This is a genomic window from Cellulomonas persica (genome assembly GCF_007989825.1).
GTDB lineage: Bacteria > Actinomycetota > Actinomycetes > Actinomycetales > Cellulomonadaceae > Cellulomonas > Cellulomonas persica.
This window is the reverse complement of sequence record NZ_BJUA01000020.1, coordinates 1-22,151: the sequence shown is the minus strand read 5'-3', so window position 1 is coordinate 22,151 and position 22,151 is coordinate 1. Positions and strand designations below refer to the sequence as shown.

Below are 22,151 nucleotides of genomic sequence, written 5' to 3'. Positions count from 1 at the left end.
ATGGGGGTCACACCGCACGAGCCGAACCAGCCCGGTGAGCAGCCGGCACCGCCGCCGAGCCGGCCGCAGCCGTACGCGGTCCAGCCGCAGGCCGACCGGCCGCAGCCCGGCCAGCCATCCGCCGGCCAGCCGTATGGCGGGCAGCAGCAGCCGGGTCTCTCTGCTGGTCAGCCGTATGCCGGGCAGCCGTACGGGGGGCAGGGGTACCCGGCGGGGCCGGGGGCGTACGGGCCGTACGGAGGCCCGCGACCGGCTGTGCCGCAGCGACCGGTCGCGACGTCGCTGCGTGGGCCGGTCACGATCACGACGATCGGCGTGCTGCTGCTGGTCGCGACGGCGGTGGTCGCGTTCTTCGTCGTCCGGACGTTCGTGTCGATCGTGCCGTTCGGCGTGCTCGACGGCAGCGGCAACCCGGGCTCGGCGTCCGTCGCGTCGACCACCGCCCCGGGTACGACGACCGCGACGCTCGAGCCCGGCTACTACGACCTCTACCTCGTCGTCCCGGCCAGCGAGCAGTACGCGCGGCTCGAGGGGACGGCGCAGCTCGTCCACGCGGACGGCACGTCGGTCACCGCCGAGCCGCCCGGCGTGAACGGCACCGCGACGATGGGCGGCAGCCGCGCGTTCATCGTGGCGGGGTTCCGCGTCGAGACGGCCGGCGAGCACACGCTGACCGTGCCGGTCGCATCGTCGCCCGACGCGCAGGTCGTGCTCGTCGAGGGCCACGACCTCGCGGGGTTCATGTCGGGTGTCTTCGGGACGGTCGGGGGCGTGTTCCTCGCGATCGGGCTGGGCGTGGTCGGGTTCGGCCTGACGGTCGGCGGGGTGATCTGGTGGGTCGTGCGGGCCCGTGCGCGCCGGCGGGTGGCTGCCGGACGGCAGCCCGTCTAGCGACGTCGTCGGTCCGTCAGACGGTGAAGACGGAGACCTTCGTGCGCAGGTCGGTCGCGAGCTGCGCGAGCTCGTCGATCGCCGAGCGCATCTGACCCGAGACCTCGCTGGTGGTGCCCGCGGCGGTCGCGATGCCGGTGATGTTGCCGGCGATCTCGCTCGACCCGGTGGCGGCCTCGGTCACGCCGCGCGACATCTCGTTCGTCGTCGCGGTCTGCTCCTCGACGGCCGACGCGATGGTCAGCTGGTAGGTGTTGATCTGGCTGATGATCTGGCTGATCTGCTCGATCGCGGCCACGGCGCCGTCGGTGTCGGTCTGGATCGCCTCGACGCGACGCGCGATGTCCCCGGTCGCCCTGGCGGTCTCCTGAGCGAGCTCCTTGACCTCACCGGCCACGACCGCGAAGCCCTTGCCGGCCTCACCGGCCCGCGCGGCCTCGATCGTCGCGTTCAGCGCGAGCAGGTTGGTCTGCTCGGCGATGGTCGTGATGACCTTGACGACGTCGCCGATCTCGCGCGAGCTCGCACCGAGCTTCGCGACGGTCTCGTTGGTCTCGGCGGCGACCGTGGTGGCCTGCTCGGCGACCTTGGCGGCCTCGTGCGCGTTCTGCGCGATCTCGCGGATGCTGGCGCCCATCTGCTCCGCGCCGGCGGCGACGGCCTGCACGTTGCGCGACACCTGCTCGGCCGCGGCGGCGACGACACCGGACTGGGCCGACGTCTCCTCGGCTCCCGCGGCGACCTGGGTGCCCGCCGCGGAGAGCTCCTCGGAGGCGGCGGCGACGGTGTCCGACGAGCTCGTGACCGACCGGACGGTCTCGCGCAGCGTCGTGACGGCACCGGCGAGCCCGTCGGCCATCCGGCCGAGCTCGTCGGCGGTGTGCACGTCGGGCTCGACGGTCAGGTCACCGTTGCGGAGCGCGGCGATCGCGTCGCCGACCTTGGTGATCGCGTGCGTGATCTGGCGCACCACGAGCACGACGACGACGGCGGCGACGACGATGCCGATCGCGAGCGTGACCAAGAGGAGCAGCTGCGCACGATTGGCGTCCTGGTAGCCCCGCTCGTTGAGCTCGTCAGCGAGGTCGGCCTGCGCCTTCGCCTCGTCGGAGATGAGATTGAGCGTCGCGTCGATCATCGGGTAGAACTCGTCCTGGTAGAGGCGCGTGAGGTCCTCGTGGTCGTTGACGATCGTGTCCAGCCACGTCGTGCGCACGTACTCGTGGAACTCGGCGATCTTGACGGCGGCCGGACCTGCGTCCGGGGTGGCGTACTGCTCGTAGTCCTCGACGAGTGCCAGGACGTCCTTCTCGCGCTGGTCGAGCTCGGCGAGCTGGTCCTCGCGAGCGCCCTCGTCGAGGAAGCCGAGCGTCATCGCGCGAGCGCGGCTGCCCTGGACCTCGCGCTGGATGTCGCCGATGAGGACGAGCGGCACGACGCGCTCCTGGTAGAGCTCCTGCTGACCCTCCTCGAGGTTCCTGGTGCTCATGTACCCGGTCACGCCCATCGTGACGGCCACGACCGCCACCACACCCACCGCGGACGCGATGCGTGCCGCGATCGGCAGGTCCGCGAACGACCGCCGTCCGCGCCCCGTTGCTGCCTTGTCCCTCGTGTCGCCACCCATGCCTGCACACCCCTGATCCGTCGTCGTCGCCCGGTTCGGCTACCGGAAGGACCGATCGACGTCGCGTGAGGGGATGTGACCCGGGCACAGGGTGACGTTCCCGATGTCGGGTGTGACGTCCGTGACGTCGCGGCGGCGCCTCGCCCGCTGCGCGCCGCCTCGTCGCGGGTCGCCTGCGGTGACCGTCCCGGCAGGGCGTGTCCCGGTCTGACCGGGTTGTCCCGACGGGTGGCGGGCACGGGGTGGGCTCCTATGCTCGCTGGCATGGGGGACGGTTTCTCGGTCGATCTCACCGCGCTCTCGGACGCGGCCAACGGGATCCTCGACACGATGGACCAGATGGCGACGACGCGCGTCGAGGACCTGGAGCCGTCGTCGGACCAGGTGGGGCACGACGCGCTCGCGGGCACGCTCGGGCAGTTCTGCCGACGGTGGGACATCGGCGTGGTGAACCTGGAGAAGGACGTCGACGCGGTCGTCACGCAGCTCGCCGAGGTGGTGCGGGCGTACTCGGGCACCGACGAGGCGCACGCCGCCGGGTTCCGCGGGGTGATCGGACGCTCGACGGGCGACGACCCGGGTGCGCCGTGACGGGCGTCGTCCGACGACAGGGGGCGGGCGATGACTGAGCTCGGGCAGACGACCGACGCCCGGGCTCTGGTCCCGGGGGACCCGTCGGCGCTCGCGGACCTCGTCTGGAAGCTGCGTGCCTACGGGGAGTCGCTCGACACGGCGGGGCAGGGCCTGCGCCGGATCGACACCGAGGCGGGCTGGAGCGGCGAGGCCGCCGACGCGTTCCACGAGCGCTACCGGGCGCAGCCCAAGCGCTGGCTCGACGCCGCCGACGCGTTCTCGGACGCGGCGGGCGCGGTCGACACGTACGCCTCGACGCTGCAGTGGGCGCAGGGCCGGGCGTCCGAGGCCATCGACCTGTGGGCGCGCGGCGAGCAGCAGACGGTCGACGCGCGTGCGGCGCACGACGCGCAGGTCCGCGACCACGACGCCCGACGACGAGCCGCCGAGCAGTCGGGCGGTCCCGTCCCCCCGCCGGTGCCGGCCTTCCAGGACACGGGCGAGGCCACACGCCAGGCCGCTCGGGACCTCCTGGCCGACTCGCGTGCGCAGGTGCGTTCCGCGGGGGACACCGCCGAGCGGGTCGTCGCGCGCGCCCGCGACGGCGCGCCCGAGGAGCCGAGCTTCTGGGACGAGGTCGGGGACGCGATCGGCGACGCGGCCGAGTGGGTCGGCAACGGGCTGCAGGACGTCGGCATCGCGGTCGTCAACGGGCTCGCGTCGTTCGGCAACGCGATGGTCCACCACCCGGGCGACGCGGCGCTGCTGCTCGGCGGGCTGCTGCTCATGGGCGTGAGCGGTGTCGGCGAGGGTGGCGGGCTCGCGCTCGACGCGACGGGCGTCGGCGCCATCGTCGGCGTGCCGCTCAACGTCGTCGCGGCCGCGGGGATCGTCGCGGGTGCGGGGATGGCGGCGGCGGGTGCGGGTTCGCTCGCGCAGCACGCGGCCGGGGACTCGCGCGTCGAGGTGCTCGAGCAGCGCGCGAGCCAGCCGTCCTCGCCCGGGTCGCAGGGCCGGTCCGGCACCAAGACGGACCGCATGAAGGAGCACCTGACCGACCGCGACCTGGACGCCGCGCGCCGTGAGCTGAACGGCGAGGTCGTCGCCCGCAAGCCCGACGGCCGGCCGTGGGACCACGTCGGTGAGGTCCGCGACGCCCAACGCGGGCTGATCAACCGGATCGAGCAGCTCAAACGCCAGCTCGGCGACTCCCGGCTGTCCGACCAGGCGCGACAGGCCGCGCAGGACGAGCTGTCCGAGGCGTCGAGGCTGCTGGACTACTCCCGTCAGTTCGTGCCGCCGCAGTGAGGGCGACGGTGCGGACGACAGTGCGGACGACGACAGTGCGGACGACCCCGAAGACACGGCACGACGAGCGCGCGGCCCGACGACCGCGTCGCGACGACCAGGACCGAGCCGCCCCGCGGCGAACCACGAGGAGCACCCGATGAGCGACGACGGCACGGCGAGGGTCCCGATCCCCGCCGAGATCCTGGCGCTCGCGTCGAGCACGCTCGACGACGTCGACCGTCCGGCCTGGCCGCCGGCGCCCGACGACGCGCCGAGCACCGTGCGCCGCGTGCACGCGCTGCGCCGCGTCCCGCTGGGCGAGCTCACCGTCGAGGACCTGCGCCTGCTCGTCGGGCAGCACGTGGCCTTGGGTACGACCGTCCCGCTCGCGCTCGGCATGCTGCGCTACCGCCCGCTGCTCGAGGGCGACCACTACCCGGGCGACCTCCTCATGGCGGTGCTGCACGTGCCCGACGAGTACTGGGCGCAGCGGCCGCAGGAGCTCGCGGTGCTGCGGGAGGCGTTGTCGCGCCTGGATCCCGACGACCCGGACTACCCGGTCCTGGAGGACGACGAGCTCACCCGCGCCGCGTCGCGCTTGCGCGCCTGAGCGTCTCGCCGCGTCGGGCGGGAGCGATCAGTCGGCGACCTGGAAGACCGTCGCGGAGCGCGGGCGGCGCGAGCGGCGACGGCGCCACGCGGTCCGGATCCACACGACGCGACCCTCCGTGACGGTGTCCTGCGTGAACGGGACGCGCTCGACGCGCCCGTCCGGGAACGTGACGACGGCCTGGCCGGGCACGTCCTTGACCTTGTTGCGGCCGTAGCGCCGGCCGTCGGAGCGGGCCTCGAGCGCCTGCGCGTAGTCGGCGAGGGACACGCCGCGCGCGGGCGCCGTCCCGGGGCGGTTCTGCACGCGCGTCACGGACGCGCGCTGGTACGTCGAGTGCATGGGTGTCTCCGGGAGTCGTCTGCGGGACCGGCGGGGGTGCCGGCGTCCGCGCAGGTGGCGGATCGGGGTGGGGGACGAGCCGGTGGGTGGCGACCCTGCCGCCCAGGCGTGGGTGAGGAGCGCGACGCCGGGCGCGTGATACCTCGCTACCGTGGCGCCATGGCCCAGGGTCGTGTCGCGCTGCGGTGGGCGCGGCTCGTGCTCGGGGTCGTCGCGGTGCTCGTCGGCCTGTTCCTGGCGCTGCGGCCGTTCTCGTCGCTCGCGGTGCTGCTGATCGCAGCGATCGTCGGACTCGTCGCAGCGGGTGTGGCGCAGCTCGTGACAGCCGCCCGGGAGGGCGGCGCGCTGCGCTGGGCGTCCGGTGCGCTCTACGTCGCGGCCGCGGTCGTCGTCGTGGGGTGGCCCGGTCCGACGATCCGGGTGCTCGCGGTCGTCGTCGGTGTGGCGCTCGTCGTGGACGGCGTGCTCGACGTGCTGGCGGGCGTGCGCGCGAGATCCAGCGCGCGCTGGAACGCGTGGCTCGGGGGAGCGGCGTCGGTGCTGCTGGGGCTCGTGGCTCTCGCGTGGCCGGACGTGACGCTGCTCGTCGTCGGCCTGGTCTTCGGTCTGAAGGTCGTGATGCTCGGTGCGCGCGAGGTCGTCGGCGCGGTCACGGGCCGCGGTGCGCGACGACCGCCACGCGCACGGGCACGGGCCGGGCGGTGGCGGCTCGGCGGCAACGTCGCGGTGCTGGTGCTCGCGCTCGTCGTCGCGGCCGTCAGCGTGGGCCTGAACCGCGGCGCGCACCGCCCGGACGCGTTCTACACCCCGCCCGACTCCGTGCCCGCGCAGCCGGGGGAGCTGATCCGCAGCGAGCGGTTCGAGGCGGAGTTCGTCCCGGAGGGCGTCGTGGCCTGGCGGATCCTGTTCACGACGACGCGGGACGACCGCACGCCCGCGGTCGCGTCGGGTCTGGTGCTCGTGCCGCAGTCGGCGGTCGGGGAGCACGCGCGGCCCGCGGACGTCATCACGTGGGCGCACGGGACCACGGGTGCGTCGCCCGGCTGCGCGCCGTCGGTGCTGGAGTCCGGCCTGTCGTCGGGGGCGATGTTCGTGGCCGACGAGGTCGCGGCGCACGGCTGGGCGATGGTCGCGACCGACTACGTGGGGCTCGGCACGCAGGGACCGCACGCGTACCTCGTCGGCGACGCGACCGCGCGTTCGGTGCTCGACTCGATCCGTGCGGCGCACCAGCTCGACGGCGTCGCGCTCGCCGACGAGACCGTGGTGTGGGGGCACTCGCAGGGCGGCGCGGCCGCGCTGTGGACGGGGGTGCTCGCGTCGTCGTACGCGCCCGAGCTCGCGATCGACGGCGTCGCGGCGCTCGCGCCCGCCGCGAACCTGCCCGCGCTGGTGCACAGCCTCGACGGCATCACCGGCGGCGAGCTGTTCGCCGCGTACGTCGCCGAGGGCTACACCCGCACCTACCCGGACGTGTCGTTCGACGAGTACGTGCGACCCGCCGCGCGCACGCTCGTGCGGGAGATGGCGCAGCGGTGCCTCGAGGACCCGGGCGTGCTCGTCTCGGTGCTCTCGTCGCTCGTCCTCGACAAGCCCATCTGGGACGGCGACCCGGACCGCGGCGCGCTGCACGACCGTCTCGCACAGAACGTGCCGAGCGGCCCGATCGCCGCGCCCGTGCTCGTCGGGCAGGGTGCGGCGGACTCGCTGGTGCTGACCTCCGCCCAGGACGCCTACGTGCGGGCGCGGTGCGACGCCGGGTACGCCGTCGACTACCGCACGTACGCGGGGCTGAACCACGTGCCGCTGGTCGAGCCCGGCTCACCCGCGATCGACGAGCTGTTCGTCTGGACCCAGCAGCGGTTCGCCGACGAGCCGGCCACCGACACCTGCTGACGTCTCCGGTCGGCCCGTCGCGGCCCGCGTGCGCCGGGGCCCGTGGGGAAGGGTGGGCGGATCCGCGGGTCAGGCCGGACCGGCCCGGCGCGCCTTGCGGAACGCGTCGATCGCGTCCCACACCGCGCTGCCGACGATCACGAACAGCAGCACGGTCGAGACGATCGACGTCACCTCGGCGGCGTCCTCGTCGACCAGCGACGCGAAGAACTCCGGGTTGACCAGCCGGTCCTGCGAGTACAGCCACATGACACCGGCGGCGAGCCCGACGTCGAGCAGCGCGTTCACCGCTGCCAGCGGCGTGGTCCACCGACGACGCGCGTAGACCGTCACCGCGAGCAGCGCCTCGGCTGCGAGCAGGACGAACAGGCCCGTCGTCCACGTCGGCCACAGCGACGGGTCGAGGAAGGACTCGTCGGTCTGGCTCGTCACGACGAGCCCCCGCGCGTGGTCCCAGATCACGGCTCCGGCCGCGACCGCGAGCAGCACCAGCGACGTCACGAGCTCGGCGACGCTCCGGCCCGAGTCCTGCTGCTCGGGCAGCTTGTCGACGCTCCACGGCGCGAACGGCGCGGCGTCCTTGCCCGCCGACCGCTCCACGATCGCGAACACGAGCGTCGTCCAGAACGCCAGGTGCACCGCGACGCCCAGGCCGGTCACCACGACCGACCCGATGATCGCGCCGAACGGGTCCTCGTCCAGCGCGCCACCGAGCGCGACCGCGCCCATCACGGCCGGCACGACGATCGCCAGGAGCAGCTTCAGCAGGCGCCACCAGTCGAGGAACAGGCGCGGGCCGATCAGGTACAGCGGGCGGTCGGTGTACCCGGCGGCGAGCCGGTCCGGGTCGCCGAGACCGGTGAGCACGGCGCGCTCGGCGGAGTGCGGGTCCTCCCCGTCGGCGATCCGGGCCTCGACCTGGTCGTCGATGGACGCGCGCAGCTCGGCGGCGAGGTCCGCGCGCTGCGCCTCGGGCACCGTGCGCATCGCGGCGTCCACGTACCGCGCGGTGAGGTCGGCGGCGCGGGTGGCGGCAGCGGTCGATGCGCCCGCCGGGACCCGGGCGGGGGTGGTGGCCGTGCCGGTTGCGTGCTCGCGGTCGATCGGGCGGTTCATGGTCACTCCTTGCCGGGTAGGGCGTCGACCGCAGCGGCGATCGCGCGCAGCTCGTCGGTCAGCACGGTCGCGAGCTGCCGGCCCTGCGGGCTGGTCCGGTAGAACTTGCGCGGCCGCGCCTCGTCGGTGTTCCACTCGCTCGTGAGCTGCCCCTGCTTCTCCAGGCGGCGCAGGAGCGGGTAGAGCGTGTTGGCGTCCGTCTCGAACCCGCGGGCGGCGAGCTCTTCGAGGAGCCCGTAGCCGTACCCGGGGCGCTCGAGCAGGCGCAGGCAGGCCAGCACCACGGTGCCGCGGCGCAGCTCCTGCAGGTGGCCATCCAGTGTCTCGCGCTCCGTCACGTCCATCACATTACTGTGCGTCGCACACTATCGTCCAGCCCATACGGTACCCGCATGCCGTGACCCGGCGCTCGCCCCGGCCGGGCGGCTCGGGGCGTCGGGGCGTGGGGCGGGTCAGGGGCGGTGCGTCGGGAGGGCGCGCAGGTACCGGGCGGCCATGAGCTCGAGGGCGGCGACGAGCTCCGGCGGGTCCGTGACGTGGAAGTCCATGCCGAGCATGCCGATGTACGCCGCGATGGTGTGGACGCTGTCGGCACCGGTGACCAGCACGCAGTGGTCGTCGTCGACCCGCTCGACGACCCCCACCGTCGGGTTGATCCGCGCGAGGACCTCGTCGGCGGGCGCGTCCACGGTGATGCGCGCGTGCACCGTGTAGCCCTGCTCGGCGACGTCGCGCAGGACGAGCGCCTGCGCACGTTCTTCGCCTGAGCCACCACCGCCCACGAGGGGACCGCGGGCGGGGTGCGGCCGCCGCGGACGTGCCGACGACGCCCGTCGCGGCGCCCCCGCCCGTGGTCCTCCGTTCGTGTGAACGGACCCTGCCGACCCGCTCGTTGGGCGTGAATCCGTCACGAGATGGCAAAGAGGTACTGGACGGCACCGCTCTGACCTGGGACGCTACTCCGTTCGCCGGTAGAGACCCAGGCCCCCAGGACCTCAAGTGGGAGCCGCCGGTGGACGTCCCTCGTGCGCCACCCGGCGCGGGCGGGACCCGCCTCGACGAAGGAGTAACGCATGGGCTTTGCGGACAAGCTGCGCGGTCAGCTGATCGACATCATCGAGTTCCTCGACGACTCGCGGGACACGATCGTGTGGCGCTTCCCGCGGCAGGGGAACGAGATCAAGAACCAGGCACAGCTGATCGTCCGTGAGGGCCAGGTCGCGGTCTTCGTGAACGAGGGCCAGATCGCCGACGTGTTCACCCCGGGTCACTACACGCTCGAGACCAAGAACCTGCCGATCCTGTCGACCCTCAAGGGGTGGAAGTACGGCTTCAACTCGCCGTTCAAGGCCGAGGTGTACTTCGTCGCGACGCGGCAGTTCACCGACTTCAAGTGGGGCACGCAGCACCCGATCACGCTGCGCGACCCGGAGTTCGGCATGGTCCGGCTGCGCGCGTTCGGCACGTACTCGCTGCAGGTCAGCGACCCGTCGGCGCTGCTGCGCCAGCTCGTCGGGACGGACTCGAACTTCCGCACCGACGAGATCGGCGAGTTCTTCCGGCAGAACGTCATCGGCCACCTCGCGCCGGCGATCGCGAGCTCGGGCATCCCGATGCTCGACCTCGCCGCGAACCAGCAGTCGCTGTCCGCCACGCTCGCGCCGGCGCTGAGCGCCGAGCTCGCGGAGTTCGGGGTCACGATCCCGAAGTTCGTCATCGAGAACGTCTCGCTGCCGCCCGAGGTGGAGGCCGCGCTCGACAAGCGCACCCAGATGGGCGTGCTGGGCGACCTGGACCAGTTCACCAAGTTCCAGACCGCCACCGCGATCGGCGACGCCGCGAAGAACCCGGGCGGCCCGGGCGAGGGCATGGGCCTCGGCATGGGCATGGCGATGGGCACGCAGATGGCACAGGCCATCGCGCAGGCGAACCAGGCGCCGGCCGCCCCCGCCGCCCCGGCCGGTCCGCCGCCGCTGCCGATCACGGACGAGCTCTGGTACTACTCGACGGGCAACGCCCAGGCCGGCCCGGTGACGCCCGAGGCGCTCGCGCAGCTCGTCGGGACGGGCCAGGTCTCGCGCGACACCCTCGTCTGGAAGCAGGGCCTGTCCGCGTGGACCGCCGCCGGCCAGGTCCCGCACCTCGCCGGCCTGTTCACCGCGCCGCCGCCGCTGCCGCCGACCGCCGCGACGCCGGGGGCCTGACGATGACCAACGACGCCCTCACGCCCCCGCCCTTCCCGGAGGCCGACGACCGCCCCACGGCCGCCACCGCGGGCTGGGGCGAGGACACCGCCGCCGTCGAGCGGGGTCGCTGCCCGGTCTGCGGCTCGTCGCTCACGTTCGGCGCAGGCACGTCCGCGCTGGTCTGCGACTCGTGCGGGCACGCGGTCGAGATCACGCACGGCGACGACGAGTCCGTCTCGGAGCACTCGTACGAGCAGTGGCTGGCCGGCAACCGCGGCTACCAGGTCGCCTCGATCGGGGGCCAGGTGCTCGCGTGCGACGGATGTGGCGCGAGCACCGAGACCAAGGACATCGCGGGCCACTGCCAGTTCTGCGGCGGCAACCTCGTCGCCGCGGAGAACCCCGAGGGCATCATCCCGCCCGAGGGCGTGCTGCCCTTCCTGATCGACAGCCGCGGCGCACGTGAGAACGTCAAGAGCTGGGTGCGCAGCCGCTGGTTCGCCCCGAACGCGCTCAAGCAGGTCGGCGACACCGAGTCGATCCGCGGCACGTACCTCCCGCACTGGACGTACGACGCCACGACGACGAGCGACTACACGGGTCAGCGCGGTGAGCACTACACCGAGAAGCAAGGTGACCACGAGGTGCAGCGCACCCGCTGGCACCACGCGAGCGGTCGCATCCGCAACACGTTCGACGACCTGCTGATCCCCGCGTCGACCACGCTGCCGCGCAACCGCGTCAGCAAGCTCGGCCCGTGGACGCTCGGCGCGGTCAAGCCGTTCACGTCCGAGTACCTCATCGGGCACTCGGCGGTGCGGTACGACGTCGACCCGCAGGCCGGGTACGCCGAGGCGAAGCAGATCATGGACGACGAGATCCGCGCGGACGTCAAGCGCGACATCGGCGGCGACGAGCAGCGGATCCACCACATCGACACCACCTACTCGCAGGTGATGTTCAAGCTGATCCTGCTGCCCATCTGGATCGCGACGTTCATGTACGCCGGCAAGCAGTGGCAGGTCATGGTCAACGCGAACACCGGTGAGGTCGTCGGGGAGCGCCCGTACAGCGTCCCGAAGATCATCGCGGCCGTGGTCGTCGGCCTCGTCGTGGCCGGGGTCGTGTTCTGGCTGTACAACCGCAGCTAGCGACCTCGTCCCACGCCCGACGGCGGCCCTGACCAGCGGTCAGTGGCCGCCGTCGTCGTGTGCGGTGAGCTCGGTCGGCGGAGGCCGACCCGACCGGGACCCGGCCGCGGCGACCGGGGGAGTGCGCCGTGGGGGCGGGGCTCAGCGGAAGTGGGTGGCGAGCCAGTCGAGGAGCAGGGACTTCTCCGCGGCCTGGACGCGTGCGCGCAGGGCGGCGACGTCGTCGCCCGGCTCGACGGGCACGACCGCCTGGGCGAGCACCGGACCCTCGTCGTACTCCGCCGTGACGACGTGCACCGACGCGCCGGTCTGCGTCGCGCCGTCGGCGAGCACCGCGGCATGCACGCGGTCCCCGTACATCCCCTGGCCGCCGTACGCGGGCAGGAGCGCGGGGTGGGTGTTCACGACGAGTCCGGCGAACGCGTCGAGCGTGCGCGGGCCGAGCTTCTTCATGTACCCGGCCAGCACGACGAGCTCGATGCGTGCGTCCGCGAGCGCCTCGACCATCGCGGTGTCGAGCGCGTCGGGGTCGGGGTGGGTCACACCGGACAGGTGCAGGGTCGGCACGCCGCGGGTGCGCGCGTGCTCGAGCGCGCCCGAGCCGCTGTTGTTGCTGATGACCAGGGCGACGGTCGCGTCGATCGTCGTGCCCGCCGCGTCCATGATCGCCGCGGCGGTCGAGCCGGTGCCGGACGCGAGGATCGCCAGGCGCGCGCGCGGGACGTCAGGGGTGGGGGTGGTCACGCGCACAGCATAGGAGCGCGGGTCGTCGCGGGACGCCGCGGTCTGTCCGGCCGGCGTGTGCTGCGCAACGGCCGGGAGGAGCGTGATCTGTGCGCAACACGGCTGTCACACTGCGCTCGTACCGTCACGGGAACGGAGCAACGACAGCGCGGTCGCCCGCGCGTCGTCGTCGCCGCAGCGCACGCAGCCGCAGCACGTCGCAGGGGAGGGCGGATGTTCGAGCACGTCGACCCGTTCATCGGCACGGACGCGACCGACCTGCCCGCGCCCACCGGCCTGGCCGCGACGTGGTGGTGGCCCAAGCCGCAGGTCGGGAACACGCACCCGGGGGCGACGTACCCGTTCGGGATGGTCTCGGCGTGCGCGTACTCGGGCGCGTACCCCACGGGGTACGGCCGGTACGACCTGTCGACCGAGGGCGTCCCGCCCGTGCTGCACGACCGGCTCGTCGCGAGCGGGTTCACGCACTTCCAGCAGTCCGGGACCGGCGCGATCCGCAAGTACTACAACTACCTGCGCGTCACGCCGATGCTGCGTCCGCTCGACGACCTGGGCCGCACGTGGGAGATCGTCGACGAGCAGGCGGAGCCGGGGTACTACGCGGCGACGCTCGCGTCGGGCGTGCGCGCGGAGATCACCGTCGGGCCGAAGTCCGCGGTGCACCGGTACACGTTCCCCGCGCACCACGACGCGCGTGTGGTCATCGACTTCTCGCTCGGCGGCCTGGACATCCCGTTCGGCCGGACCGTGCCGCTGCGCGCCCACCTGGGCGCGGTCGGGCCGGGTTCGGCGGAGGGCGAGGTCGTGGTCGAGGGTGCGCCGCTCGCGGTGCACGTCGAGTGCGACGCCCCGGGGTGGCGGCAGATGCTCTGGTACGACCGCCGCCTCATGCCCGGCGGCACGCGCCTGGACTTCGACCGCATCCGGCCGACGACGCTGCGGCCGTTCGGTCTCATGTGGGCCGGGCCGACGCACGCGGGCCAGGTGGTCGAGCTGCGGTTCGGGTTCTCGCTGCGGGGCGTCGAGCAGGCGCGCGGGTCGCTCGAGCGCGAGTGCGGGCCGGGTCCGTCGTCGTTCGACGCGCGTCGGGCCGCGACGCGCGACGTCTGGCGCGAGCACCTGGGCAAGGTCGCGGTGGACACACCGTCCTCGGACCGCGAGACGGTCATGGCGACCGCGCTGTACCACTCGCTCATCAAGCCGTGCCTGGCCCCCGACGAGTCGCCGTTCTGGCCGACGCCAGGGCCGTTTGCGTTCGACCTGTCGACGATGTGGGACATCTACCGCACGCACCTGCCGCTCATGACGGCGCTCGTGCCCGACCGGGCGGTCGAGCTCGCGAACGCGCTGCTGCAGATCGCCGAGGAGGAGGGCAACCTCCCGATCGGCTACCGCATGGCGCGCGGCGCGGACCGCTTCTCGCGGCAGGGCTCCGCGCTCGCGCACACGTTCCTGGCGGACCTGTGCGCGCTCGAGCTGCCCGGCGTCGACTGGGACTGGGCGCTGGTGCACATGCACGACGACCTGCGCCGCACGTACGGCGAGGAGTACCTGATCACGGGCATCACGCACCCGGTCAGCCACACGCTCGACATCGCGTTCGGCTACTGGTGCACGGCGGTCGTCGCGGCACGCGTGGGGGACCGCATGCTCGTCGACCAGCTCGGCGCGCTCGCGGGCGGGTGGTCGCGCGCGTTCGACCCGACCGACGGCCTGCTCGTCGACTCGACCTGGTACGAGGGCGGCAAGTGGAACTACTCGTTCCGCCTGCTGCACGACATGGCGTCGCGGATCGCGCTCGCGGGCGGCGACGACGCGTTCGTCGCCATGCTCGACCGGTTCTTCGGCGTCGGTGCGGACCCCGTCAAGCAGCCGGGCCTCGCGCCCGGGGCCGACGAGATGGCGGCCGGGTACGCGCTGCACCGGTTCGAGGGGCTCAACAACGAGCCCGACATGGAGGCGCCCTGGTCGTACATGTACGCCGGGCGGCCCGACCGCACCGCGCAGGTGGTGCACGACGTCGTGCAGCAGCAGTTCGGCACGGGCCGCGGCGGCCTGCCCGGCAACGACGACTCCGGCGGACTGTCGTCCTGGTACGTGTGGGCGTCGCTCGGGCTGTTCCCCGTGGCCGGTCAGAACCTGTTCCTGCTCAACGCGCCCGCCTGGCGTGAGGCGCGGCTCGACGTGGCGGGTGCGCCGCTGTCGATCGAGACGACCGGCTTCGTCGAACCCGAACCGGGTGGGCCGGTGCAGCACGTGCAGTCCGTCCACCTCGACGGCGAGCCGCTCGACCGGCCGTACCTGACCGGCACCGAGCTGCACCGCGGCGGGCGTCTGCTGATCGGGCTGGGGCCGGAGCCGTCCGGCTGGGGCACGCGACATCGCCCACCCAGCGCACCCCGGCCGCCCGTCGGCGTGCCGTTCACGCGTCCGACGACGCCCTGACGTCGCCCCGTCCCGCCCCGCGCCATCCGTGCTCGACCCCGCCCGACGCCTCCGGCAGATCCACTGCCGGGCCCGCCGAGCAGACCCGCTGACCTGGTCCCCGACCCCCGACCCGAGAGGACGACGACCGTGACCGCACCCGTCGCCCGCCCGAACCGCCGACTCGTCGTCGTCGTCCGCGCCGATCCCGTGATCTGCGGCCACTCCGGCGAGGCGCGCAACCTCGCCGAGGCCGCGCTCGACCGCGGGTTCGACGAGGTCCGCATCGTCACGTGGCCGATCGACCGCCTGCAGGCCGCCGGTCTCCCGCTCAAGCCGCTCGACGGCGTCCTGCCGTACCGCCCGGGCATCGTGGTCGAACGGCCCGGTCCCGTCGGCGACTACAAGGTGCCCGACGGCCGCTGGCTCGCGGGCCTGACCGGGCGGCTCGTCGAGCTGTTCACCGACGGCGTGCCGACCGTCGCGATGTCGCTGTACCTGTCGCCGCACGCGACCGCGATCGCCGACGCCGTGCACGTCGCCCGGCGGACCGGCCTGCCCGTGGACGTCGTGACCGTCGCCGAGGCGGTCGGGTCGGACGTCACCAACGTCGTCCGCGCGTGCGTCGAGGAGGGCCGGTTCGGCGCGGCCGCGCACGTGCTCGCGTCCTACCTCGAGCACGACGTGTGCCTCGCGGTCTCGCGGTACACGCGCGACCTCGTCGTCGCCGAGGCCGCCGCGCTCGACGCCGAGCACGGGACGCGGTTCGCCGCGCAGCTCGCCGAGCGCGTCGCGATCTCGTACCCGGCGATCGACGTGGCCGCGTACCTCACGCACGACGACGACGAGACCGCGCGGGCGCTCGCCGCGCGCGGCCTGACCCGGGGCGGGTACGTGCTCTTCCTGTCCCGGCTCGCGCACGCCAAGGGCGTCGACGACCTCATCGCCGGATGGGCGCGTTCCGGTGCACCCGCCGCCGGCCAGCGTCTGGTGATCGCCGGCAACGGACCCCAGGCCGACGAGCTGCACGCGCTCGCGGCCGCGTCCGGCCACGGCGACCTGGTCACGTTCCTGCACGACGTACCCGACGACGAGAAGGTGCACCTCATGGCCGGCTGCACCGCGTTCGTGCTGCCGTCCAAGCCGCGGCCGGAGTTCGTCGAGACGTTCGGCATCGCGCTCGTCGAGAACATGCTGTCCGGCGGCGGACCCGTGGTGACCACCGAGACCGGCGGCATCGGGGAAGCCGTCGGGGACACGGCGTTGATCGTGCCGGTGTCCGACCCGGCCGCGATCGCGGCGGCGATCGACAAGGTCGTCGCGATGGACGACGACGAGCGCCGCGCCTGGTCCGCGCGCGCCCGCGAGCACGCGCTCCAGTTCGAGCGCGGCGCGGTGCTGGACAAGATCCTCGCCCGCGTCGCCGCCACCACCCGCACCCCCGCCCTCACCCCCTGAACCCCCCACCCCCACCCCACCCCCGACGCCCATACGCCCCTCAGCACCCGCCCGCGCCCGCACGACAGCTCCGCGCCGGTTCGTTGCTCGCGGGTGCCGGTTCGTCGTCTGGGCGTCGGTTCGTCGCCGCGAGCCGACGAACCGGCGCGGGACCGACGAACCGGCGTCCGGAGATCGGCGCGGGACCGACGAACCGGCGTCCGGAGGTCGGCGCGGAGCGGGTGGGACGGGGATCGGGTGGTGGGCCGTTGGGCCGTCGCGCGGGCCGGTGCGCGGCGGGAACCTGGGGGCAGCGGGCTGCACTCAGGGTGGAGGGGTCGTGGCAGTCGAGGTCGTGTGGGTGCCGGTGGGCGCGGGCGAACGGGTCTCCGTCGTCGCCGTGAGCGGATGGCTCTACGAGCGGGTGGTCGCCGCGATCGCGCGTCGTCGGCCGCGCAGGCTCGTGCACGCTGCGCTCGTCGTCCACCTGCCGCCCCCGCCCGGCCGCGACGAGAGCGCGCGCGGCACGTGGACCGTCGAGATGGTCCCGGCGTGGACGGGACCGCCCGGCACGGCTGTGGCGGTCTCGGGGCCGGTCGGCCTGAAGGTGCTGGGGCGCTCGCGGTGGTTCCGGTACGAGGTGCGCGTGCGGCCCGGCGTGGCGATCCCGGACGTCGCGTACGCGGTGGCCCGCACCGAGCTCGACGAGGGCGACGAGCGCGCGGGGCTGCTGCTCGCGTGCACGTCCGACGTCCCGCAGCTGACGTGGGGCCGGCCGGTCGGGACCGCGGGCATGTGGAACTCGAACTCGGTGGTCGCGTGGCTGCTGCGCGCGTCCGGTCACGACCTGAAGGACGTGCGTCCGCCCGACGGGTGGCGCGCGCCCGGCTGGGGGGCGGGGCTTGCCGTCGGTGCGCGGTCGTCGCGGCACCTGCCCCGTGTGCTCGGCATCTGGGGCCCGGCGAGCCGCGTGCACTGACGGCGCGGGCGGGAGCCAGGGGAGTCGACAGCCTGCGGGCGAACCGCCACAATCGCGACGTCCTGTGAGCCGACGAAGGGGACGCGCACATGCCCGGGTCCACCCCGCGGGAGGCGCCCGTCCCGCGCGTCCCGACGAGCGTGCGCGTGCTGTGCGGCATCGGTGGGGCGGCCCTCGTCGTGCTGGGCTGCGTCGCGGTGTTCGTCTCCGAGAACAGCGCCGGCACGGCTGCGTTGATCGCGGCCGGGATCGCGCTCCTGCTCGTCGCGGTGCTCGCGGACCGGATCACGGCGGTCGAGGCGGGCGGCGTCAAGGTCGAGCTGGGCGCGGTGGCACGCAAGCTCGACGAGGCAGACGAGGCCGAGAGCCACGGTGATCTCGAGCGTGCGGCCGAGCTGCGCGACGAGGCGCGCGCGCTGATCGCGGGCAACGCCGAGGACATCGCACGGTTCGCGCGGACCCGACGCTCGTCGCCCGGGTGGCGGCGCTCGGCCGCGCAGGAGCTGCAGATGCGCGCGTGGGCGGACGCGGCGAAGGCGAGCCGACCGTCGCGCGAGGCGCTCGAGGCGTTGTACGACGACGGGTCCGACGAGGACCCGGGCACGCCCGAGGGCCGTCACGTCATGGCGCTGGCGATGATGGCCGGCTACCCGCCCGCGGCCAGCCACGCCGTCGCGACGCGGGCGATCACCGAGCCGATCAGCGCGTTCGAGCAGTACCACGGGCTGGCCGTCGCCCGGGTCCTCGCGCTGCACGACCCGGCCTCGCGCGAGACCCACGCGCTGCGCGAGGTGGTCGCCGACGGGCTGGCCGCCGGGCGGTTCGGGCACGCGGACTCCGACCGTGTCGCCCTGGCCCGCCGCGTGCTCGAGCTGGTCCCGGCGCGCCCGCCCGCGGCCCCGGAGCGGCCCGGGACGGCGCCGTGACCCGGCGGACCGGGGCGCACACGGAAGTCGCGGTGCGGTGACGGCGCGCTCGCGGCCGGAGGGTGCCCGCGCCGGCCAGGCGACGTTGCACGACGTCGCGCGCCTCGCCGGGGTGTCGATCAAGACCGTCTCCGAGGTGGTCAACCGCACGGGCCGGGTCACGCCCGCGACGACCGCGCGCGTCGAGTCGGCCGTCGCGGCGCTCGCGTACCAGCCGAACCTCAGCGCGCGCCGGCTGCGGCGCGGCACGACCGGGGTGATCGGGCTCGCCGTGCCCGAGCTGTCGATGTCGGGGTACTTCAACGAGCTGAGTGCGCTGATCGTGCGGGCGGCCGCCGCCCGGGGGCTGACCGTGCTCATCGAGCAGACCGACGGCACGCGCGAGGGCGAGCTCCGAGCGCTCTCCGGTCCGCGGCGCAGCGTCATGGACGGACTGCTGCTCAACGCGACCGCGCTCGACGAGCAGGACCTCGCCGACCGTCTGCCGCTGCCGCCGACCGTGGTGCTGGGGGAGCGACGGCTCGGCGCGGGGCTGGACCACGTGACGTTCCGCAACGAGGAGGCGGCGCGCCTGGTCGCCGAGCACCTCGTCGGGCTGGGTCGGCGGCGGATCCTGGTCCTGGGCGGCGACCCGACGACGAGCGCCTCGGCCGCACGCCGGCTCGACGGCCACCGCGCGGCGTTGGAGGCGGCCGGGCTGCCGTTCGACCCGGAGCTGGTCCGCGACGTCGGGCTGTGGGACCACGACGCCGGGCACGCCGCGGTGGTCCGCGCGCGCCGGGACGGGCTGCGGTTCGACGCGGTCGCCGCGGTCAACGACTCGATCGCGATCGGGGCGCTGCGCGCGCTGCACGACGAGGGTGTCGCCGTGCCGGACGAGGTCGCGGTCGCCGGGATCGACGACATCGTCGACGCGCGGTTCACGTTCCCGCGGCTGACGACGGTCGACCCCCGCCGGGACGAGCTCGCCGAGCGGGCGGTCCGGGCGCTCACCGAGCGGATCGCCGACCCGACGCGCCCTGCCGTCGTGCAGGAGATCGAGGGCTACCTGCGGGTGCGGGGCTCGACGCTCGCCGGGGCCGACCGGCGCGATCCGTAACGTTTCGGACCTCGTCGGACCGTTGTCCGACGCGCGTCGCGAGCCCTACTTTCACAACGTTTACCAAGGCCGCACAGCCCGCCGGACCCCTCCTCCACCGCGACCTCAGCCGCGCGGTGGACGACCTCGATGGAGAGCTCGATGAGACGACCGCGCACGCTCGTCACCACCGCACTGGCCGCCGCGACGCTCGTCGTCGCCGGCCTCGCGCTCACCCCCGCGGGTGCCGCGGACACGCCGTCCGACGACGGCCGCGGCACCTACCTGGGCGTGTTCCGCGAGACGTCCCCGCTGACCGCGGTGGCCGACGGGTTCCACGCCGACGCGGGCGTCGAACCCGCGTCCGTGCAGTGGTTCGAGGCGTGGAGCAACCGCCGCGCGTTCCCCGTGCAGCAGGCCCGCGACCTGTGGGCGCGCGGGATCATGCCGCACTGGACGTGGGAGCCGTGGGACCCGTCGCTCGCCGCCGCCGACCCCGGCCAGCCCAGCCTGCAGGAGATCGTCGACGGGGAGTGGGACGCCTACATCCGCGCCCGCGGCGCCGAGCTCGCCTCGCTCGGGACGCCGATCATCGTCCGGTGGGGCCACGAGTTCAACGGCAACTGGTACCCCTGGGCCGTCGGGCTCAACGGCAACGACCCGCAGCAGTACGTGCGCGCGTACCGGCACGTGCACGACCTCGTCACGGGCGCGGGTGCGACGAACGTGCAGTGGGCCTGGACGTTCAACGCGAGCTCGACGCCCGTCGCGTCCTGGAACGAGGCGGCCCGCGCGTACCCGGGAGACGCGTACGTCGACTGGGTCGGCATCGACGGCTACAACTGGGGTCGCGGCCCGTCGTGGGATCCCGCCGGCGACTACTGGACGTCGTTCGACGGCGTGTTCCGTGACGCGTACCGGATCGCGACGCAGGTCGCGCCCGGCAAGCCGATCGTCGTCGCCGAGACCGCGTCGTCGGAGGACGGCGGCGACAAGGCCGCCTGGATCCGCACGATGCTCGCCGACCTCGCCGCGGGCCGCTACCCGCAGATCCGGCTCCTGACCTACTTCGACGAGCTCAAGGAGGAGGCGTGGGCCATCACGTCGTCGCCGGGGGCTCGCGCCGCGTTCGCCGCCGGGGTCGCCGACCCGTGGTTCGCCGGCACGGGACGCGACCTCGCGCTCGTCGTCGGCGGCTCGGACCCGACCCCGACCCCGACGCCCACCCCTACGCCGACGGCCACCCCGACGCCGACTCCCACCCCGACCCCCACGCCGACCTCGTCGCCGACGGGCGGCCCGGGCGGGTGCACCGCGGTGCTCACCGTGCTCGGCTCCTGGCCCGGCGGGTTCCAGGGCGCGATCGAGGTCACGGCGCGCGCGGCAGCGATCACGTCCTGGCGGACGTCGTTCACGCTGCCGCCGTCGACGACGATCCAGTCCGGCTGGAGCGGCGAGTTCTCGACCACGGGCAGCACGACGACCGTGCGCAACGCCCCGTGGAACGGGTCGCTCGGCGCGAAGGCGTCCACCCAGGCCGGGTTCGTCGCGGCGGGCACCGCACCGTCCGGCCCGGTGACGCTCACCTGCGACTGAGTCCGCAGCGGGGGCCGGCCGCGCGGTCCCCGCTGCCGGCTCGCGACGGTGCCGCGCTGTTCCGCGGCCCGGCACCGGACCCGCTGGGCGGGCGGTCGGCCCACCGCCCGCTCAGCGATCCGATGCGGTCCTCGTCCGGCTCTTGCGGAACGGGACGGCGTCCCGGCGCCAGCCGAACCGACGGGTCGGCCGCGCGACGGCGGGCAGGCGGTAGTACGGCAGGTGGAGCGTGGGGCGGAAGCCCAGGCTCGTCGCGAGGCGGTACGAGCCGACGTTGTCCTCGCGGCACGACCACACGGGCGTCAGGTGCGTGACGAGCAGGTTGTCGATCATGGCCGCCGCGGCGGTCGTGGCCAGCCCCTGACGTCGCCACGCAGGTGCCGTCTCGATACCGAGCTCGACCTGCTGGTCGACGCGGTACGACGCGAACGCCATCGCCGCGATTTCGTCGCCGTCGGCCACGACCCAGCCGCCGCCGCTCGCGAGGAACGTCTGCGCGTCGGGCCAGAAGCCCGACGGCACCACCGAGCCCGGCCACTCGAAGTCGTCGGCCGTCGCGCGCCGCACCTGCCAGGGTTCGGTCGGCAGGTGCGCGTCCCGCTCCGCCCAGAACGCGGCCCTGTCGAACGCGAAGTTCACGCGCGTGTGACGGACCACCTGACCGGCGCCCGCGAGCTCGTCGTGATCCTCGAACGCGACCGCGCCGAGCCGGCCGTCCCAGTCGAGCGACGCCCACCGCGGCTCGATCTGCAGCCACTCGCCCTGGCCTGCGGCCCAGCGCTCGCCCAGGTACGCGACGACGAGGTCGAGCGCCTCGTCGACCGCGGGACCCCACACGAGCGACATCCCGTACGGGTGCACCGCGTGGAACGCGCGCGGCTCCTCGGCACGGTCCGCCCACAGGTCGCCCTCGACGGTCTCGTCGACGACCGCGCGCGCGAACGCCGTGTTGATGGGGACCTCGGCGAGGGCGTGCGCTGCGAGTTCGCGCAGGTCGGTGCTCACGTGCTCCCCGAGTCAGAAGGTGAACGTGGCCACCCGTTCGCGCAGGCTCCGCGAGAGGCTGGCGAGCTCGGCCACGTGGTCGGAGACCGATCCTATGGCGCGCGTGCTCGACAACGCGGCGTCCGCGACGCCCGTCATGTTCGCGGCGATCTCGCCCGAGCCGGTCGCGGCCTCGGCCACACCGCGCGACATCGCGCTGGTGGTCGCGGTCTGCTGCTCGACGGCGGTCGCGATGGTGAGCTGGTAGTCGTTGATCGACGCGATGATCGCCCCGATCTCA

General features: G+C 74.0%; 20 protein-coding genes and 1 pseudogene. 13 read left to right on the top strand and 8 right to left on the bottom strand.

Going from position 1 to position 22,151, the window contains the following annotated elements; translation table 11 throughout:
- Positions 1-891: a membrane protein FAM174 family protein gene (locus tag CPE01_RS16535; RefSeq protein WP_186811569.1), complete on the top strand. Its 891-nt coding sequence runs from the start codon at positions 1-3 to the stop codon at positions 889-891.
- Positions 892-907: 16 nt separating this feature from the next.
- Here CPE01_RS16535 and CPE01_RS14885 read toward each other — a convergent pair whose 3' ends face one another.
- Entirely contained in the window at positions 908-2,518 is a 1,611-nt protein-coding gene (locus CPE01_RS14885; protein WP_146807601.1) for a methyl-accepting chemotaxis protein, read from the bottom strand.
- A 264-nt stretch (positions 2,519-2,782) separates the two neighbouring features.
- Here CPE01_RS14885 and CPE01_RS14880 point away from each other — a divergent pair, with 264 nt between their 5' ends.
- The 3 genes from CPE01_RS14880 to CPE01_RS14870 all read left to right on the top strand — a co-directional run bounded on the left by CPE01_RS14880 (position 2,783) and on the right by CPE01_RS14870 (position 4,991).
- Positions 2,783-3,109, top strand: coding sequence for a hypothetical protein (locus CPE01_RS14880; RefSeq protein WP_146807600.1), 327 nt, complete (start codon positions 2,783-2,785; stop codon positions 3,107-3,109).
- 30 nt (positions 3,110-3,139) lie between these two features.
- A complete protein-coding gene (locus CPE01_RS14875) occupies positions 3,140-4,399 on the top strand; it encodes a putative T7SS-secreted protein (RefSeq protein ID WP_146807599.1) in 1,260 nt (419 codons plus the stop codon).
- Positions 4,400-4,538: 139 nt separating this feature from the next.
- Positions 4,539-4,991, top strand: coding sequence for a contact-dependent growth inhibition system immunity protein (locus CPE01_RS14870; RefSeq protein ID WP_146807598.1), 453 nt, complete (start codon positions 4,539-4,541; stop codon positions 4,989-4,991).
- Positions 4,992-5,018: 27 nt separating this feature from the next.
- Here CPE01_RS14870 and CPE01_RS14865 read toward each other — a convergent pair whose 3' ends face one another.
- A complete protein-coding gene (locus CPE01_RS14865) occupies positions 5,019-5,333 on the bottom strand; it encodes a hypothetical protein (RefSeq protein WP_146807597.1) in 315 nt (104 codons plus the stop codon).
- 159 nt (positions 5,334-5,492) lie between these two features.
- Between CPE01_RS14865 and CPE01_RS14860 the strand changes: the two genes are divergently transcribed.
- Positions 5,493-7,229 (top strand): lipase family protein, encoded by a 1,737-nt coding sequence (locus CPE01_RS14860; RefSeq protein ID WP_146807596.1) that lies wholly within the window; start codon positions 5,493-5,495, stop codon positions 7,227-7,229.
- A 69-nt stretch (positions 7,230-7,298) separates the two neighbouring features.
- On the opposite strand, the gene CPE01_RS14855 is transcribed toward CPE01_RS14860, so the two are convergent.
- From CPE01_RS14855 to CPE01_RS14845, 3 genes are all read right to left on the bottom strand, one after another.
- The gene (locus CPE01_RS14855; RefSeq protein ID WP_222592947.1) at positions 7,299-8,345 is read right to left on the bottom strand and encodes a permease prefix domain 1-containing protein; all 1,047 of its coding nucleotides are present in this window, start codon (positions 8,343-8,345) and stop codon (positions 7,299-7,301) included.
- Positions 8,346-8,347: 2 nt separating this feature from the next.
- The gene (locus tag CPE01_RS14850; protein WP_146807595.1) at positions 8,348-8,689 is read right to left on the bottom strand and encodes a PadR family transcriptional regulator; all 342 of its coding nucleotides are present in this window, start codon (positions 8,687-8,689) and stop codon (positions 8,348-8,350) included.
- Positions 8,690-8,797: 108 nt separating this feature from the next.
- A complete protein-coding gene (locus tag CPE01_RS14845) occupies positions 8,798-9,127 on the bottom strand; it encodes a WCX domain-containing protein (protein ID WP_146807594.1) in 330 nt (109 codons plus the stop codon).
- Between the two features lie 291 nt (positions 9,128-9,418).
- On the opposite strand from CPE01_RS14845, the gene CPE01_RS14840 reads away from it, so the two are divergent.
- A complete protein-coding gene (locus CPE01_RS14840) occupies positions 9,419-10,549 on the top strand; it encodes an SPFH domain-containing protein (RefSeq protein ID WP_146807593.1) in 1,131 nt (376 codons plus the stop codon).
- Between the two features lie 2 nt (positions 10,550-10,551).
- On the top strand, positions 10,552-11,682 hold the full coding sequence (locus tag CPE01_RS14835; RefSeq protein ID WP_222592946.1) for a vitamin B12-dependent ribonucleotide reductase: 1,131 nt from the start codon (positions 10,552-10,554) through the stop codon (positions 11,680-11,682).
- Positions 11,683-11,823: 141 nt separating this feature from the next.
- Here the strand turns inward: CPE01_RS14835 and purN are convergent, their stop codons facing one another.
- The gene (gene purN, locus CPE01_RS14830; protein WP_146807592.1) at positions 11,824-12,426 is read right to left on the bottom strand and encodes a phosphoribosylglycinamide formyltransferase; all 603 of its coding nucleotides are present in this window, start codon (positions 12,424-12,426) and stop codon (positions 11,824-11,826) included.
- A 213-nt stretch (positions 12,427-12,639) separates the two neighbouring features.
- On the opposite strand from purN, the gene CPE01_RS14825 reads away from it, so the two are divergent.
- From CPE01_RS14825 to CPE01_RS14795, 6 genes are all read left to right on the top strand, one after another.
- Positions 12,640-14,871, top strand: a complete 2,232-nt coding sequence (locus CPE01_RS14825; protein WP_146807591.1) for a glycoside hydrolase domain-containing protein — start codon at positions 12,640-12,642, stop codon at positions 14,869-14,871.
- Positions 14,872-15,000: 129 nt separating this feature from the next.
- Positions 15,001-16,308 (top strand): glycosyltransferase, encoded by a 1,308-nt coding sequence (locus CPE01_RS14820; RefSeq protein WP_146807590.1) that lies wholly within the window; start codon positions 15,001-15,003, stop codon positions 16,306-16,308.
- Positions 16,309-16,627: 319 nt separating this feature from the next.
- On the top strand, positions 16,628-17,266 hold the full coding sequence (locus CPE01_RS14810; RefSeq protein ID WP_186811568.1) for a hypothetical protein: 639 nt from the start codon (positions 16,628-16,630) through the stop codon (positions 17,264-17,266).
- Between the two features lie 89 nt (positions 17,267-17,355).
- Entirely contained in the window at positions 17,356-18,192 is an 837-nt protein-coding gene (locus tag CPE01_RS14805) for a hypothetical protein (protein ID WP_146807589.1), read from the top strand.
- A gap of 37 nt (positions 18,193-18,229) precedes the next feature.
- Complete coding sequence (locus CPE01_RS14800) at positions 18,230-19,291, top strand: LacI family DNA-binding transcriptional regulator (protein WP_186811567.1); 1,062 nt, start codon at positions 18,230-18,232, stop codon at positions 19,289-19,291.
- 141 nt (positions 19,292-19,432) lie between these two features.
- Positions 19,433-20,866, top strand: coding sequence for a cellulose binding domain-containing protein (locus CPE01_RS14795; protein WP_186811566.1), 1,434 nt, complete (start codon positions 19,433-19,435; stop codon positions 20,864-20,866).
- A 111-nt stretch (positions 20,867-20,977) separates the two neighbouring features.
- On the opposite strand, the gene CPE01_RS14790 is transcribed toward CPE01_RS14795, so the two are convergent.
- Both CPE01_RS14790 and CPE01_RS14785 read right to left on the bottom strand, forming a co-directional pair.
- Entirely contained in the window at positions 20,978-21,871 is an 894-nt protein-coding gene (locus CPE01_RS14790) for a GNAT family N-acetyltransferase (RefSeq protein WP_146807586.1), read from the bottom strand.
- A 12-nt stretch (positions 21,872-21,883) separates the two neighbouring features.
- Positions 21,884-22,151: pseudogene (locus CPE01_RS14785) on the bottom strand (methyl-accepting chemotaxis protein); the annotation flags it as partial.